16 protein-coding genes are annotated in these 15,607 nt (G+C 42.9%); 8 read left to right on the top strand and 8 right to left on the bottom strand.

What is annotated here, in order from left to right; translation table 11 throughout:
- Window positions 1-4 precede the first annotated feature (4 nt).
- The gene (locus R7Z41_RS16675) at window positions 5-637 is read right to left on the bottom strand and encodes a LysE family translocator (protein WP_017635859.1); all 633 of its coding nucleotides are present in this window, start codon (window positions 635-637) and stop codon (window positions 5-7) included.
- Window positions 638-866: 229 nt separating this feature from the next.
- Here R7Z41_RS16675 and R7Z41_RS16670 point away from each other — a divergent pair, with 229 nt between their 5' ends.
- The 3 genes from R7Z41_RS16670 (at window position 867) to R7Z41_RS16660 (ending at window position 2,795) form a co-directional block, all read left to right on the top strand.
- Window positions 867-1,694 (top strand): AraC family transcriptional regulator, encoded by an 828-nt coding sequence (locus R7Z41_RS16670; protein ID WP_206970807.1) that lies wholly within the window; start codon window positions 867-869, stop codon window positions 1,692-1,694.
- Between the two features lie 79 nt (window positions 1,695-1,773).
- Window positions 1,774-2,484, top strand: a complete 711-nt coding sequence (locus tag R7Z41_RS16665) for an AzlC family ABC transporter permease (protein WP_054578691.1) — start codon at window positions 1,774-1,776, stop codon at window positions 2,482-2,484.
- A complete protein-coding gene (locus tag R7Z41_RS16660; RefSeq protein WP_005385193.1) occupies window positions 2,484-2,795 on the top strand; it encodes an AzlD domain-containing protein in 312 nt (103 codons plus the stop codon). The genes R7Z41_RS16665 and R7Z41_RS16660 overlap by 1 nt, the downstream gene beginning before the upstream one ends.
- On the opposite strand, the gene R7Z41_RS16655 is transcribed toward R7Z41_RS16660, so the two are convergent.
- Together R7Z41_RS16655 and R7Z41_RS16650 are read right to left on the bottom strand one after the other, a co-directional pair.
- Entirely contained in the window at window positions 2,792-3,406 is a 615-nt protein-coding gene (locus tag R7Z41_RS16655) for a fumarylacetoacetate hydrolase family protein (protein WP_206970806.1), read from the bottom strand. The genes R7Z41_RS16660 and R7Z41_RS16655 overlap by 4 nt on opposite strands.
- Before the next feature lie 220 nt (window positions 3,407-3,626).
- Window positions 3,627-4,685 (bottom strand): porin, encoded by a 1,059-nt coding sequence (locus R7Z41_RS16650; protein WP_206970805.1) that lies wholly within the window; start codon window positions 4,683-4,685, stop codon window positions 3,627-3,629.
- 609 nt (window positions 4,686-5,294) lie between these two features.
- Between R7Z41_RS16650 and R7Z41_RS16645 the strand changes: the two genes are divergently transcribed.
- The 3 genes from R7Z41_RS16645 (at window position 5,295) to R7Z41_RS16635 (ending at window position 8,246) form a co-directional block, all read left to right on the top strand.
- Window positions 5,295-6,266, top strand: a complete 972-nt coding sequence (locus R7Z41_RS16645) for a porin (protein WP_206970804.1) — start codon at window positions 5,295-5,297, stop codon at window positions 6,264-6,266.
- Between the two features lie 464 nt (window positions 6,267-6,730).
- The gene (locus R7Z41_RS16640; RefSeq protein ID WP_213896794.1) at window positions 6,731-7,588 is read left to right on the top strand and encodes a DMT family transporter; all 858 of its coding nucleotides are present in this window, start codon (window positions 6,731-6,733) and stop codon (window positions 7,586-7,588) included.
- A 43-nt stretch (window positions 7,589-7,631) separates the two neighbouring features.
- Window positions 7,632-8,246: a glutaredoxin domain-containing protein gene (locus R7Z41_RS16635; RefSeq protein ID WP_025768469.1), complete on the top strand. Its 615-nt coding sequence runs from the start codon at window positions 7,632-7,634 to the stop codon at window positions 8,244-8,246.
- A gap of 127 nt (window positions 8,247-8,373) precedes the next feature.
- On the opposite strand, the gene R7Z41_RS16630 is transcribed toward R7Z41_RS16635, so the two are convergent.
- The 3 genes from R7Z41_RS16630 to R7Z41_RS16620 form a co-directional block, all read right to left on the bottom strand.
- Complete coding sequence (locus R7Z41_RS16630; protein WP_017635854.1) at window positions 8,374-8,508, bottom strand: hypothetical protein; 135 nt, start codon at window positions 8,506-8,508, stop codon at window positions 8,374-8,376.
- Between the two features lie 133 nt (window positions 8,509-8,641).
- Window positions 8,642-8,989 carry a hypothetical protein gene (locus tag R7Z41_RS16625; RefSeq protein ID WP_005375501.1) on the bottom strand — a complete coding sequence of 116 codons (348 nt, stop codon included), beginning with the start codon at window positions 8,987-8,989 and terminating at the stop codon, window positions 8,642-8,644.
- A gap of 176 nt (window positions 8,990-9,165) precedes the next feature.
- A complete protein-coding gene (locus R7Z41_RS16620; RefSeq protein WP_206970803.1) occupies window positions 9,166-10,359 on the bottom strand; it encodes a multidrug effflux MFS transporter in 1,194 nt (397 codons plus the stop codon).
- 105 nt (window positions 10,360-10,464) lie between these two features.
- Here R7Z41_RS16620 and R7Z41_RS16615 point away from each other — a divergent pair, with 105 nt between their 5' ends.
- On the top strand, window positions 10,465-11,352 hold the full coding sequence (locus R7Z41_RS16615) for a LysR family transcriptional regulator (protein WP_170890030.1): 888 nt from the start codon (window positions 10,465-10,467) through the stop codon (window positions 11,350-11,352).
- Between the two features lie 183 nt (window positions 11,353-11,535).
- The gene (locus R7Z41_RS16610) at window positions 11,536-13,350 is read left to right on the top strand and encodes a putative bifunctional diguanylate cyclase/phosphodiesterase (protein ID WP_318136381.1); all 1,815 of its coding nucleotides are present in this window, start codon (window positions 11,536-11,538) and stop codon (window positions 13,348-13,350) included.
- A gap of 106 nt (window positions 13,351-13,456) precedes the next feature.
- Here R7Z41_RS16610 and R7Z41_RS16605 read toward each other — a convergent pair whose 3' ends face one another.
- Both R7Z41_RS16605 and R7Z41_RS16600 read right to left on the bottom strand, forming a co-directional pair.
- Window positions 13,457-14,740 carry a peptidoglycan DD-metalloendopeptidase family protein gene (locus R7Z41_RS16605; protein WP_064369150.1) on the bottom strand — a complete coding sequence of 428 codons (1,284 nt, stop codon included), beginning with the start codon at window positions 14,738-14,740 and terminating at the stop codon, window positions 13,457-13,459.
- Window positions 14,741-14,863: 123 nt separating this feature from the next.
- The gene (locus R7Z41_RS16600; protein ID WP_213885952.1) at window positions 14,864-15,493 is read right to left on the bottom strand and encodes a hypothetical protein; all 630 of its coding nucleotides are present in this window, start codon (window positions 15,491-15,493) and stop codon (window positions 14,864-14,866) included.
- Window positions 15,494-15,607 lie beyond the last annotated feature (114 nt).

Genomic DNA, 15,607 nt, shown 5'->3' with positions numbered 1-15,607 from the left:
AACTTTACAAGGCGAAACTACTCAGCATCCACAACGCCAGAATAACAAACACTAACCCCATTAGTTTATGCTGATACGTGCGGAATTTTTCGTTCTCGAGCAGCCCTTTGCCCAATGTGCCTGCTAACCCAACAAGTAATAAATTGAATGACAAGCCAAGAACGTTCAACAATAACCCTAGCGCTAGCATCTGCTCACCGGAAGATGCCGTGATATTGCTTGAGACAAACTGCGGCAAAAACATCACAAAAAAGACCAAGGCTTTAGGGTTAAGCAAATTACTCATCAAAGCACGTTGATAATAAGTTGATGCTATTTTGTTTTGACCATCAAGCTCTGGAGCCGAAGATGCCTCAGCTCGTAAGCAGTCCCAACCCATTTTTAACAAGTAAGCGCCACCTAGTAGATGAAGGACTTTAAGGGCTATTGGGCTCATGGCAATCAGGGTAGATACGCCCATCGCAGCAAGCAAAGTAAGAATAACACCAGACGTCGCATTGCCTAAGCTAGCAAAAAGACCGACCTTCTTACCGTAACTCATACTAGAACTCGCTATCAGCAACATATCGGGCCCTGGTAACAGCAACAAAGCCACTACTGCGGTGAGATAAACAGGAAGTACAGATAAATCAATCATGATGGAACCGCTTTTCTACAACAAGGCGGCGAATGTTATACCAACAAAATAACATCATCCAGCCCAAAATAGCCAAGATAAATCAAAAAATAAAAATCATAGTTTGCCCAGCTGAAAAATAGCAATCAATTCGCCTGTTTATCAAAATCGAATAGCAATTTTGTACAAAAATAAGCACGATGGATCCGTTACACTTCTAAAATGATTTTCTTGAGCAGACCGGATAAAGATGAAAGAAAAGAATAAGGAAATCGCTACCTTCAAGATAGCTCAAGAGCTCGGCGGTTTAGAACTTCTCGATGCAAAGTATGAGAAGCAGAATTTTTCACGCCATAGCCACGAAGGTTACACTATTGGTGTCATCGAAAAAGGGGCACAACAATTTTTTAGGACGGGCGGGAATCATATCGCGCCACAGGACAGCATCATCCTTGTTAATGCAGATGAAGTACACAACGGGCATTCAGCCTCGGAAGGCGGCTGGGAATACAAAGCAATGTACCCCGTACCTCAGCAGTTTCAAACTTTAGGACAAGAGCTTGGTTCACCAAATGTAGCTCTGCCCTATTTCCCTCAACCTGTGGTTTACGATCCTGAGCTGGCTAGTCAGTTACGATTGGTATTTGAAACACTAGAAGAATCAGACAACCGTTTATTGAGAGAAACTTTGGTTTACGGCACGTTGATCAAGCTAGCCAGTAAACACAGCACTCATCGGGCACCACTGAAAGAATCAACCAGAGCTCAACGACAAGTGCAGCTAGTCAGAGAATTTTTGGAAGACTTTCCACAAACGGACGTCTCACTAGAAGAACTCGCGAAACTGTCTGGATTAAGCCCTTTTCATCTGCTGAGAGAGTTTCAAAAGCAATTTGGCTTTCCGCCTCATGCCTATCAAATTCAGCAACGTTTACGTATGGCGAAGAAGCTATTAAAAATGGGACAAAAAATTTCAGACGTGGCACAAGAATGTGGCTTCCATGATCAGAGCCATCTGCATCGACACTTTAAAAAAGCCATGGGCGTCACTCCCGGCCAATACGTCCGTCACAGCTAAAGCAGCAATATTGTACAAGGCGTTATGCGACTACCGAGCTATCTTGGTAATCTGATTTAGGAATAAATAAGAAGAAACTATGGACCACACTTTGCCGTTACAAAAAGAATCAAAAGCCACGCTATTTTGGCAAGGTACACTTGCGATGATGCCTCTGAGTATCGCAGTGCTCCCTTGGGGCTTACTCGCAGGCTCATTCGCAATTGATACTGGGCTTCACCCTTTGGAAGGACAAGCACTATCCGCCATTTTGTTCGCAGGTTCTGCACAGCTCGTCGCGATGGGAATGATTAAAACGGGAGCAGGTCTAGTGACCATGTTACTGACAACGTTTTTTATCACCTCTCGACACTTCCTCTACAGTGTATCGATGCGCAGTAAAATTGCACCGCTCCCTCTAAAATGGCGATTATCACTCGGCTTCTTACTTACTGACGAGCTGTTTGCGATTGTAGGCCACCATTCCGATAAACAATTTAATCGCTGGTATGCACTTGGGGCTGGTCTGAGTTTTTACCTGTTTTGGAATGTCGCGACATTGACGGGCATTATTGCGGGAAGTCTAATCCCTGAACTGAACGAAATGGGTTTGGAATTTGCTGTGGCCGCAACTTTTATCGCAATTGTAGTTCCGACTATTAAAAATGCAGCGGTGCTCGCGAGTGTTCTTGTGGCTTTGGTGAGCTCGGTTGCCCTAACCTATTATCAAATTGAGGGAAGTTTGATGATTTCGAGCATTTTAGCCATGCTTACTGGTTACTTTGTGGAACAAGTAAAGGAGAAACGCTAATGATCATGTTGGCTATTTTACTGATGACGGTACTTGTTTTCACCAGCCGCTACTTGTTTTTAGAACCCAAGCTACCATTGCGATTAGGGACGCGCACTCAAAAAGTACTCAATTACGCTAGCCCAGCAGTACTGACTGCGATCTGGGCACCTATCGTTTTCATTCCCGATGGGGAGCTCAGCGTCAATGTGCAAAACCCATTTTTACTGGCTGCCGTACTGGCTGCTCTAATCGCGTATTTTACTAAAAATGTTCTTTTAACGACGGTTATCAGTATGGTGGTATTTCTCGTTCTACGAATTTGGCTTTAATCCGCCAACCACTCAATCTCCAACAAGGTGACATCGCCACACTTTAATCGACCAAGGAAGATGTCACCTTCATGTACCTCACCAACGCCCTTTGGTGTACCAGTCATCACTACATCGCCATCTTGAAGTGTTGTGTAACTGGTTAATTCATCCAGGATAGTTAGCGGCGGGTAGAGCATTTGGTTAACGTGACCTTTTTGTACACGAATACAGTTAATTAAGAGCTCAAGGTTAAGATCGTTGATATCAATGTTATCCAAAGAGACAAACCGACTAAACACAGCAGAGCCATCAAATGCCTTAGCACGCTCCCACGGCAACCCCTGATTTTTAAGCGAGGATTGCAAACCACGCTTGGTCAGATCCAATCCCAAACCAACCGCTGAATAACGTCCATCCTTGATCAAAAAGCAGATTTCAGCCTCATAATGAAGGGGCTCTTGATGGAATGAACGCAGAGTTGTTGATACGGAAGTTGCGGGTTTATTAAATACCACCATTTGCTCAGGCATTGCATTATTAAGCTCATGAATATGTTCAACGTAATTTCGTCCAACACAAAGCACTTTACCCACTTCTACTTTCTTTTCTTCAACTTGAATAACACTCATCATTCTTCCCTGCAAAACAAAAATCCCATCATAATCTAACCTATTGACTTAACGACACTAAATAGCAACCTCTAGTGTAAAAAATAAGACATTCACCCCGTTTTGAGTTTTGTATCATCTAATTGAAACAGCAAAGTATTTGTAAAACAAATAGACAAAAAAGCCAGCACGAGGCTGGCTTTAGATCAATGAGCTGAATAATAGTTCTCGCTAAATCCTATTATAGGTAGTAACGAGCACCTAACGCCCATTTGTCATCAGTTTCACGACCATTGTCGTCATTTAGGTCAAACTGGTAACCCGCGTAACCAACAAATTTAGGCGTGAAGTTGTATTCTGCTTGTAGTGCCATTTCTTCACGAGCAGTTTCTGTTTTAGAGCTCTTAAACTCTTTACCTTCCACCATCTCATAGTTAACACTCAAGTTTAGGCTGTTTGCTAGAGCGTATGCGATGATCGTCTCGTACGCATCACTTTCTTCTAAACGGTCGCCTTTTGCACTGAAGTTCATGTTTTCGTTTGAACCATAAACCGCAGCAAGGAATAGGCCTTGGCCGTACGCACCGTAAGATGCTGATACAACGTGTGATTCCGCCGTGTGCTTACCTGCATATGCAGGGTGCTGGAAATCGCCGCCATTGTAAGAGTAACCGATTTTAGCGCCCATGATTGAGTAGGAAAGCGCAGCTTGCACACGGTCATCGTATTTAGCACCGCCAGTTATAACTCCAGCATCGTTGCGCGTGTAATCATCGTTTGCACCCTGCCAACCAAGACCAAAGTTGATCACACCCGCTTCACCCAGCTCGATGGCATTACGGTAAGAAAGCATTTTATCCGCACGGCCAGTGCCAAGGTTTCCATGATCGTCATAGATGAAGTCGTTGGCAAACGCGATTGGCATATCTGCAATACCTGCGACATCGTAGTAAGGTGACCATTGCGTACCACCTACTGCACGACCATAAACCTCATGCGTTATACCTAAGTAACCTAGACGAGTTTTAAACGACTCTTCACCACCGTCTAAGTAGTTTAGCGCCCATTCACCACGTGCGTCTGCGGTGAAGCCATTACCCAAATCCTGTGTCGCAGAGATATTGATACGAGGAGAGTTAGTACCCACATCCGTGTCACCTTGCTCTGATCCATTTAAATTAACAGAAACGTGGCCGCCCATCGAAAATGTTGTGCCATCGTTATTATATAGTTCCACTGCAACTGCTTGAGTACCGAAGGTTGCTGCCGCGATTGCCGCTGCTAATAATTTTTTATTCATTTCTAAATCCATTACTTATTAGTTGGTTAGTCAGTTTTAGACCCGGCTTTGGTTCACTTTCGTAAAAACGAAATGATGAACAAAGAGAGGAATACAAAGGCTATCCGAGGCATCGTTTCCACCAGATTAGTTTTACCTTTGTGTAACAACTGCCGACACTTTATTTGATTAGTTCCTGACAACCGAGTGAAAAGATCTCAGACAAAACCTAAAAAGCAATCGTTTACTTAGTCTTCAAGAAATCGAGAAATAAAAACCTTACAATAAGAAATGCTTTAGAGAGAGTTAGCTCACAAATAGCTGATGATTCGCTATTTTTAGGCCAAACTTCCCTGCCAAATTGAAATGTTTACTTACATTTAGGGTCAAGAAGCAATTCAGGAACTTTTTGAAAAAAACACAGTCTTTAACGGAGAGGAAAAAACCTCAAAAAAGATAAACCTTTCTTTTTATAAGTGGTATGAGAAGGGGAACTTATTCTTTCCAGCAATAAAAGTGCAATCAAATCATAACTTAACAGAAATCTATCTTTCATTTTCAGCCTTTACCTTAGCGTCATCAACACATCGGGCAAGAAAGCCCATCGATTACAACTAGGGTAATAAGAAAATGAAAAAGGCAGCACTAACTACTGCAATTCTTACAGCATTGGTATCAGCACCATCATTCGCAGCAACTGTATACAAAAACGACGGTACTGAATTAAAAGTTGGCGGCCGCGTTGAGTTTCGTGGTGACTTCATCGGTTCAGACGGTGCTGAAGTTGAAGGTTCCATGGAAGATAAAAGCCGTGCTCGTCTTAACCTAAAAGGTAAAACAGACATCGGCAACGGCCTTTCTGCTTTCGGTGTTTACGAAGCCGAACAAAAAACGGGCAAGAGTGAATTCAAAAACCGCTACATGTATGCAGGCGTCGACTCTGATATCGGTGCTTTCTCTGTAGGTCGTCAAGACATGGCTGCAGTCATCATCTCTGACATGACGGATATCACAGAATTCTCTGGTGTTCAGCAAGTTATTGATTCGTCTGCTGATAAGCAAGACAGCGTTTTCGCATACCGTGGTGCGTTTGATGCACTACAACTTCAAGCAACCTACCAAGCAAACTCTAGCGATAACGAAGATAAATACGGCATCTCTGGAATGTACTCACTACCAATGGGCCTCGACTTTGGTCTTGCATACTCTGGTGGCGATGTAGATAAAGATAACTCTGAAGATCAAATTCTAGGTGGTATCGCTTACTCGATGGACAACCTTTACCTAGCAGGTACTTATTCTCAAGGTTCCCTGACTGACTCTGAAGACTTTACGGCTTACGAGCTAGTCGCAAGCTACAAAGTAGCAAGCAAAGTGACACTTGCAGCTCTATACACAGCTCAAGAGAATGATCCAGACAACGGTTCAAAGTACGACACCGTTGAAGGTATCGAGCTTGTTGGTTACTACAAACTAAACAGCAACTTCCGTACTTACCTGTCTTACTACATCAACCAACTTGATGAAGCAAAAGATGCAACAACAGGTCTAGTAACAGAAGGCGAAGATACACTGCGCCTAGGCGTACGTTACGATTTCTAATTCACTCTTGTCCTAAGAGCGAGTCCACTTGGCCAGCACCTTTGCTGGCCATTTTTTATTTAACCCAACACAACTCGATAAGTTTTCACACTATCCAAGCATCGCTCAGCAATGAAAAACGAGCGTAACGACGCCTACTTCTGCCCTCTTTTAATGCGATTGATCACTAAGTTAGTGCATTTCACCTAATCGACAACATAGAAAAACCAAAAAACCATTTAAAATCAAACACATAAAAGTTGGCACGTGTTCTGCAATATTATTTATGCAAATGCATGGCAGCGTTTGTGCTTCTCGTTCTTTGTACCTGTTATAACAGGCACGTCCTTTGAATTGGTAATGTCGCCTCCCTCTGGGAGGCATTTTTTTATTGGCGCGAAAAACAATAGGACGTATGATCCCGCCACCTCTATCAAACTGGAATTTTTCAATTGAATCATCATCCTGTTCAAGGTGCGTCCTGGATGCTAACAGCTGGCTTGGCATTCGCCATAGTGAACAGCTTCGCCCAAATTGCTAGCATCAACTATGGTGTCTCCTCCACCACATTTGCGTTATTCCAATATGCAATCGCCTTATTTGTTATTCTGCCCTACCTACGTACACTTGGGATTAGACGTTCTTTAAGAACCCAACACTTTGGCTGGCATGCATTCCGCATTTTTCTCTCTGTTATCGGGATTCAACTTTGGTTATGGGCTCTCGCTTACCCAGTTCCAATTTGGCAAGGTATTGCACTTCTCATGACCTCCCCGTTATTTGCCACAGTTGGTTCTGGCTTGTTACTCAAAGAGAAAGTAGGTACTGCACGCTGGTTAGCGACACTGACGGGGTTTGTTGGTGCCATGATCATTCTTGAGCCTTGGGCAGACTCATTTACATGGGCGACCCTACTCCCTGTTGGCGCCGCATTTTTCTGGGCAGCGTATTCATTAATGGTAAAAAAAATGTCGGTAAACGATCCGCCTTCAACCATGGTTGTCTATTTATTGCTGCTGATAACACCATTTAATATCTTGTTAGCGATACCGACGTTTACTATGCCAGATACGTGGACGATATGGGGTGTGCTTTTAGCCGCAGGTGCACTTACAGCACTCGCTCAATGGGCTATCGTTAAAGCATATGCAGTAGCAGACGCCTCATTTGTGCAACCATTTGATCACGCCAAACTGCCTTTGAATGTTGTTGCTGGTTGGTTGGTGTTTGGTTGGGTGCCACCTGGTCGTTTATGGTTAGGTGCTGCGATTATTATTGCATCTATTGCGTTTATTACGCATTGGGAAGCGAAAAAGACAAAGTTAGTTGAAAGAAAAATCTAATTTAAAAGTTCTATATTTTCAGGAAAGGAAATGAGGAACCCATATGAGTCAACCAATCAAAATTACACTGTATCGCTGGGCTGGTAGTTGGGGCCCATTCAAAGTCAATATTCCTTGTGGTGAATGTACATTAACCAAAGATATTTTAAAGGATACTTTTGAAAACGAACTAGCCGATGTGCCCGTTGAACTTGAAGTAAAAGATTGGTTATCGCACTGGTGGGAACCATTAAAAACTGGTGCTTGGCATGCACCCATTCTTCTTGTCGAAGGGAAAGTTATCAGCCAAGGAGAAGCATTGAATCGGGGTGTGCTTGTACAGTCTGTTATTGCTGAGTGGGTAAAACGCGATGAGCTAAAAGGCAACATTGTTTATGGTAAAGCAACTTGCCCTTACTGTGTCAAAGCCAAACAATTACTTGACGAGGCTGGCGTTCAGTATGAGTACCATGATGTAGTTAAAGACAGCGCCGCCTTATACCGCATGATTCCTGAAGTAAAAGCCATCATTGGCGAAAAAACACCGGTAACAGTGCCGCAAATTTGGTTAGATGGAAAATATATTGGAGGCGCTGACGATTTAGAAAAGTGGTTATCAGCAAAGGGGCTAGATAAAGTGCCTAACAATGTTGTGGAGATACCAAGCCAATCCGCGTAATTCTAGATTTAAATGTCATCAATCTTTGAGTAGCGTTTTGCCAATGTTGTGCAATATGTTGGCTACTTACTAACAACAAAACAGAGAAAAGCAAAAAGCCCTGATTTTTCAATCAGGGCTTTTTAAATTATTTCGCCAGTTTTTTAATAACACGTGCAAAAACAGAAGCTTTTTTCTTCTTCGCTTTACCGTAAAGCGCTTTGTGCATCGCGTCTTTTGCAATCATCTGGCCAATATAAGCACCACCAAGTTCGTTACCCATGACCTTCTCCTGAATGTATTGACTTAACTATGTTGTAATTTTACACCACAATTAGATAAAAACAAGACTCCAGTCACATTTATTTTGTAATTAACTTTCAGTTTGATTTTCGTGGATTTCTTGAAATGAGCGTCTATCGCTTAGGTTGTTGGTATGTTTTACCCGCTGCGACGTACGTATCTTTCTGTTTGATTTCAAAGAATGTTTCAAAGAACCACGCAGCAAACTTGATCAAGTGGTCGCCTTCATTCATGACGTGCTCTACGTATTCTTGCTCTTCTCCGGACTCATCTTCTTGAGTGGTAATATGGTAAATACGTTTCTCACCATCAACTTCTGCAAGGCCAAACTGACCCGTTAGGGATTGCGCCGCTTGTGCAACTTCTTCTTCCTCACACGCCTTCAAGATTTCAAGTGCCTTTGGCATGCTTTCTTGCTGAGTAATTTCTTTTACCAGTGTTTCAAATTCGTTTTGTTGCATTCTTTCACCTAACGATTAGAGATCGGATAGCCATTGGGCAGAAATGTATTCCAAGCTTGAGAGAAGTATCAAGGTTCGCCCTCTTCCTTTCAAACCAAGTCATTCAGTATACACAACAAGCCAGACTTAATTTAGCTGCGCATTTTAGAAAGCCGACCTTCTGGTTGCAAGTATATTCAGATGGAAGTTTCTGCTTGAACCGTCCCTTCTGGCACTTTACGAAATTGGCTTAGTACAAGAACAAAGCAAGAAAGTAACGCAATAAACAAATAAAACACCCCAAGCTGCCGCTGATTCGTAACCCATGAGTCTACTAAGTACCCACCAAACAAACCTGCTAAACACATTTGAATAGAACCAGATAGCGCAGAAACCGCGCCTGCCTGTTGCTTATGTGGTGAAAGTAGCAAACTGATCGATACCGGGAATGACATTCCTTGAGCAAAACTTAAACACGTGAATGCCACTAGTAATGAAAATACACTGAAGGGTGTAACCAACAACATGAAGCCAGCAATAGCAACAATCGCGAAACTCATCAGCAAGATTTGCTGAGCTTTGTAACGAGCGTTGATCAAATTCAGCACTAAGCTACCCGTCAGCAAACCAACTGATGGTATGATCATTAAAGAGCCGTAATCTGCCGCCGTTAATCCTAACTCTTGTTGCATTAAAAATGGATACAAGGAGAGCGTAACCAGAGCCGATAAATAACTAAGCCAGTTGTAGCTCGCACTACCAATCACTTGTGTATTCGTTAACAGACGCAAATAGTTCGCGCTTACTTCGCCTACTTTAAATTTTCTCTTCGGATAAGGCAGCGTTTCTGGCAGCACCAATAAACCAAGTGTAAAAATTGCCATTAAGTAAATCAGCACAAACACGAAGACAGCATGCCAACTCAGGTGAAAAGCAATCCAGCCACCAAACAGCGGAGCAATAATTGGCATCACTGAAGCAGTGACTGAAATATAAGATAGCGCTTTGGTTAATTGCATACCGTCATAACTATCACGCAGTACTGACCGACCAAGTACCGAAGCGCTGCCCGCTCCTAGGCCTTGCAGTAACCGTCCCGCTTCAAGGGCAACAATGTTGTCCGAAAACGCGATGCAAATAACCGTACCAACTAGATATACACTTTGCCCCAGAATAAACACCGGCCGACGACCAATCGCATCAGACAATGGGCCGTAAAAAAGCTGAGAGATACCGAAGCCAACGAGAAATAGCGTGACGAGATTCTGAATCGAATGTTGCGGCAAATTCAAGTCATGACCAATCAATGGCAAAGAAGGAAGATAAATACTAACGCCAACTTGGCCTGTGGCAATGATCATCATCGCTAATAACAATGGTGTTTTACGCAAACGTTCCTCCTACTTTGTGACAGATTGATGGCAAACAGTGTATATTTGATACTCAAAGATGATAATCAGCTAAGTTGGAAAGGAATTAATTCCCAAGGAGATACAATGGACTGGATTCAAAGCGTGAAGAGTTATATTCGTGTGGTCGAAGAAGGTAGCTTTAATGCAGCAGCGCGGAAACTCAATACCACCAGCTCAGCTATCAGTAAGCGAGTTCAATGGCTAGAAGATAAAATTGGCGTTCAACTACTCAAACGTACAACCCGCTCAATTAGCCAAACTGAAGCTGGTGCTCTGTTTTATCAACGAGCAAAAAGTCAGCTTGATTCATGGCAATCGGTATTAGATGAGACTCGCTCAGTCAACCAATCACCAGCAGGGCTATTAAAAATTGGGGCAACGCTGGCCGTTGGTTCCAAGTTTCTAGTTCATTATCTTGATGATTTTCTTGAGAAATATCCAGACATCACACTTCAATTAACAACAACGCTACCAGGCCAATTGCCAGAGCTAAGCTTAGACCTGTTTATTAGCCGGGAATTAGAGCAACTGAACTCTCTAAGTTTCAAAGCCACTGCGCTTTTCGAACATAAAGCCCAGTTTTACGCCGCACCTAGTTACCTAAAGAAATATGGCACACCACAATGCGTTGAGGATCTGACAGAGCATAATGTCCTGATTTGGGGTGAAAAGCCCTCACGAGAAATCAAAACAAATCGAGGTAAGCGTATCAGCTTGTCCGGTAACTTTGCCACGACCAACCCAGAAGCGCTGTTTCATGGTGCCAAAAGAGGCATGGGTATTTTGATGACGAACAACGTCATGATCAAAGATGATCTCAAATCCGGCGCGTTAGTCCCTATCCTGCCCGATATCACAGCGGATAAAGCCATTGTATATGCCTACTATCCAAAGCTGGATTATCAGCATACCCGAACTAAACTATTCCTCGATTATCTCAAATCACGATTAGAAGAGGAGAAGCGCGCCTAGCTTAGCGTTTTTATCGCTATAGCTTTAAAAGGTTCAAGCATAAAAACATGAAAATAATGATTTGTTCGTTCACAAAATTTGAAAAATCTGCCTTAGTAACCGATAGTTTATTTGATGCATATCAAATAATAATTCGTCGTGTCTTACACGATATGTTAATAACAACGCTAGGTGAAATGCTCAATGGGTCAGGTACAAATCAGTTTCCACAAAATTGATGAGATATTGAAGCTAAACGGCACGGCTCAGCTAAACCGAGTCACGCTAGATATTCATCAACACTTGCAGAGCCATTGCACTTGCGTTGTAGAAGTTGCGCATCTTCAGCATTCGGCTCATACCATTTCCTTCGCCAGCAATGGAAAAATTACAGACAACCTAAGCTACCACCTTTCAGGCACCCCCTGTGAAAAAGTGGCGAAAGACATTGGCGAACATATTTTCTATCAAGACCAGGTATACAAGCGTTTTCCTGAAGATCAGATGTTTCAAGAAGATGGCATTCAAGCTTACATTGGCCTGCCATTGAAGACACAAAATGGCGAAGTTCTGGGAATTTTACTGTCTACCTTTACCCGAAGCATCCACGCGAAAGAAGCGCAAGATATCCTCGACTTCCACCGATTTTATGCCAATGTCATTATTCATAGCTTACGTGAAAAGTGGGTCAGTGAACGTTCAGATAAGCTTCTTAATCAGCTTAGCTATGAGGTATCGCATGATAACCTAACTGGACTGCTCAACCGTAGCTGTTTAGCTGATACCTTGGAGACATTAACGCAGCAGGCGACTCGCCCATTCAGTTTGGCGTATCTTGATATCGATAATTTCAAATCGATCAATGATATCAACGGAAACTATATCGGCGACCAAATCATTAAGTTCACAGCTAACGCCATTCAACAGAGCTTGTCGTCGCCAAACAATGCGTTCCGTGTTGCAGGAGATGAATTCGCCTTCATCACGTACGACGAAGATCCTGTCGCCGTGTGTCAGGAAGTACTCGACAAAATTGAAAGCGGCTACAGCGACAAATCTAACCGGATTTCTTTCACCGTTGGTATTGCACGTGCCCCAGTACATATGTTGAACAGCGATGAGCTGATTTTGAATGCCAGTCTCGCTCTCAAAGATTGTAAAAAACACCGCGATACACGGATTCAGCATTACGACACACACCTTAGTGCGTTATACCACCGTAGGACGCAGCTTATTGAGGCAATGCGAATCCAGCTAAGTACTGATATACAAGACAGCGATGAGTTGTATGTAGTGGTTCAACCGATCGTTGATATCACGAGCGACCGCTGGAATTACTTTGAAATTTTGACTCGTTGGAATAGTAATATCTATGGAAATATCTCTCCAGCGGAGTTCATTGAAGCTGCCGAACAATCAGGCCTGATTATCGAGTTAGGTGAACGGATTATTGAACTCGCGTGTATCGCAAAGCAAGAACTCGAAGCGAACCTAGGCTATAAAGTCAAACTCTCCATCAATTGCTCAGCGTATGAGCTGGTTGATTCCAACCGTTATATTAATCACTTAACCAACATGGTTGAAAAGTATCAGCACGAAGCAAAAGACTTTGTTATAGAGCTCACCGAGACCGTCTTACTCTCACAAAGTGGCCGTGAACAGATGGTACTTAACTCGTTGCGATACTTGGGTTTTAAAGTCGCACTGGATGATTTTGGTACGGGATACTCAAGCTTGAACTATATACACAATTATCCGATTGATAGCATCAAAATCGATGCTACCTTTGTGCAGAACATGCTCTCAAATACAACCTCTGAACAAGTAGTGTTTTTGATAGCGCAATTGGCAGAGCTGCTTGATGTGGATTTGATTGCCGAAGGCGTAGAAGACGATAGAGCACTACAAAAGTTAATTGAAATGGGCTGCCACTACATCCAAGGTTATTTTTACTCTCGTCCACACAGTGTTGAAGAAATCGTACACCTGATAAATGAACGTGAAGTGCGGAGTGCCTAACGTACTGAACAGACTGCTGTCATAGAATTCAAATCTAGTTAATGCACAAAGTAAAAGAGACCAAGCTATGCTTAGTCTCTTTTTGTTTTTTGAGCGAAGTACTTTATTACAGCACTGCTTTCTCTTTATCGCGTAATAGTCTATCCATTTCATCTCTGTTCGCGACAAAAGTAGCCATCTCTTTCTTAGGAACAGAACTCGCCATTGGGATATTTGCTCGCATAGCGTTAACTGGACGGCCGTATTCAATCAACTCATAGTGAAGGTGTGGCCCAGTCACTCGACCTGTTTTACCAGAAAGACCGATACGCTGGCCTCGAGAAACCTTTTGCCCTTTCTTCACCAAAATCTTACTTAGGTGTAAGTAACGGGTTTTGTATTTGCTGCCGTGCTCAACAACCACGTAGTTACCCGCATAAGGGTGTTTACGAGTCATGATCACTGTACCATCACCAGTAGAAACGACTGGTGTACCGGTTGGTACAGCAAAGTCAGTGCCGTTGTGCGGCGCAACACGCCCCGTTACTGGATGTAAACGATTAGGATTAAAGCCAGAACTGATACGCCAACGGCTACTTACAGGGTAACGCTGGAATGCGCGCTGTAAGCTTTCACCTTTGGCATTGTAGAATTGACCATCAGTATGAAGGTAAGCGGTGATCTCGCGGCCGCGATTATAAATCTTAATCGCCTCAATTTCGTTCTTACCTGTTGGTACACCATTGATGCTTTGTGAGCGACGAACAACTTCAAATCGATCACCTGCACGAAGATCACGTCCAAAGTTAAGTTGTTCTTTGAGTAAGCTTACGACTTGACTCACTTCCGCCGACGTTAAACCTAAACGACTGGCAGAAGAAGAAAAACTGCCTTGAATAACGCCAACTAAAGGTTCTTGGCTCCACACGCCAGGAATGGAAATATCAGTAAAGTCATAGCTACCATCACTATTCAGCTTGTAGACCACTTTATCTGCAATAGAAAATTGCAGTTCCATTTTCGCTAACTCGCCTGTTGCATCATCACGCCAGAAACGGAGCGTATTGCCCGGCTTAAGTGTATCAAGTGCCAAGTAGTTCAAATCCGTTTCCATTACTTTCATTAACGAGCTGTAACCGAAACCGAGCTGACTAAAAATAGTGCTTAGGTTGTCACCTGTTTGGATTTGATATTCGAAGTTCGGGGGAGTGACAACTTCGGCAGTTGTCGCATCAAGAATTTTTTCAACGACCTGAGATTCAGGTAGGTTCAATGCGATGGTTTTGGTTAAAGATGACTCTTTGAGAGAGTGAGAAACACCAATCGCAACTAAAACTGGCAAGGAGTATAACAGCAGCGCTCTACGACTTGTCAGATTCGGCAACCGTCTTGTAATTTCATTTGTAGACACGGGAATTACTATCTCCTTTCAAACAAGGCTCATAGCTTATGCATTCCCGAATAAGAAATCACTAGGAAATTTCGAGATCTAGCGCAGAAAATACTGAATTTTTACAGAACTCAAAAAAATTCATCACTGTTGCATATGTAAGTTATTCCCTACACGCTGTAATGTGGATGAATTGAATTGATTTGGCGTGTCTGCCATTGCTTGATCGTCACCGTGCGCTAAATATGAAAGCGTGATAGTTGTATCACTTTTCCATTCGAGCTGAGTAAATTTCACGCGGTCACCAACAAAAATACTGTCTAAAAGGACAACTCGGCTCGGCAAGGGGTCAAACTTGAACAAGCCAACATAGTTAAACGAACCGCTACCTTGTGTCGTTACAATCATCGGTGCAACAACCCATGAAACACCTTCAATCTCACGCTGACTAATCGACGCAGTTGGAACAAGTACCTGACCTTTTGTCGCACCTGCATCATAGTCACCGATCAAATAGCCGTTTTCTTTATCCCACTCATCAAGAAAAGTGACCGCACCCTGCTCGGGTACTTGGATCGTCCAAGGGTTACGTGCAGTGATGCCAAGCGTCTCTTGCACAATAACGTTTGTTTCTACTTCTGTTTGAGGAAACTTAGCCATGATCTCGTCATCAGACAAACTAAAACGATAAACACCTGCGATCACAACCACAACCAATAAAACGATTGGAATAAGTAGAATAAGTGGTATCGGCAGGATTTTTTTGTGAGTCATGAAGAGTTCCTTGTTTCAAGGTATAAACGAAAAGCGAGTATACCATTGTATACCCAAATGATTTCACCTCTTCAAGTGTTTCAAAATTAAACTAAACTGATTGTATCCAAATAG

It is taken from the genome of Vibrio sp. 1457 (genome assembly GCF_033340195.1).
Taxonomy (GTDB): Bacteria; Pseudomonadota; Gammaproteobacteria; order Enterobacterales; family Vibrionaceae; genus Vibrio; species Vibrio alginolyticus.
This window is presented reverse-complemented; position numbering and strand designations above follow the sequence as displayed.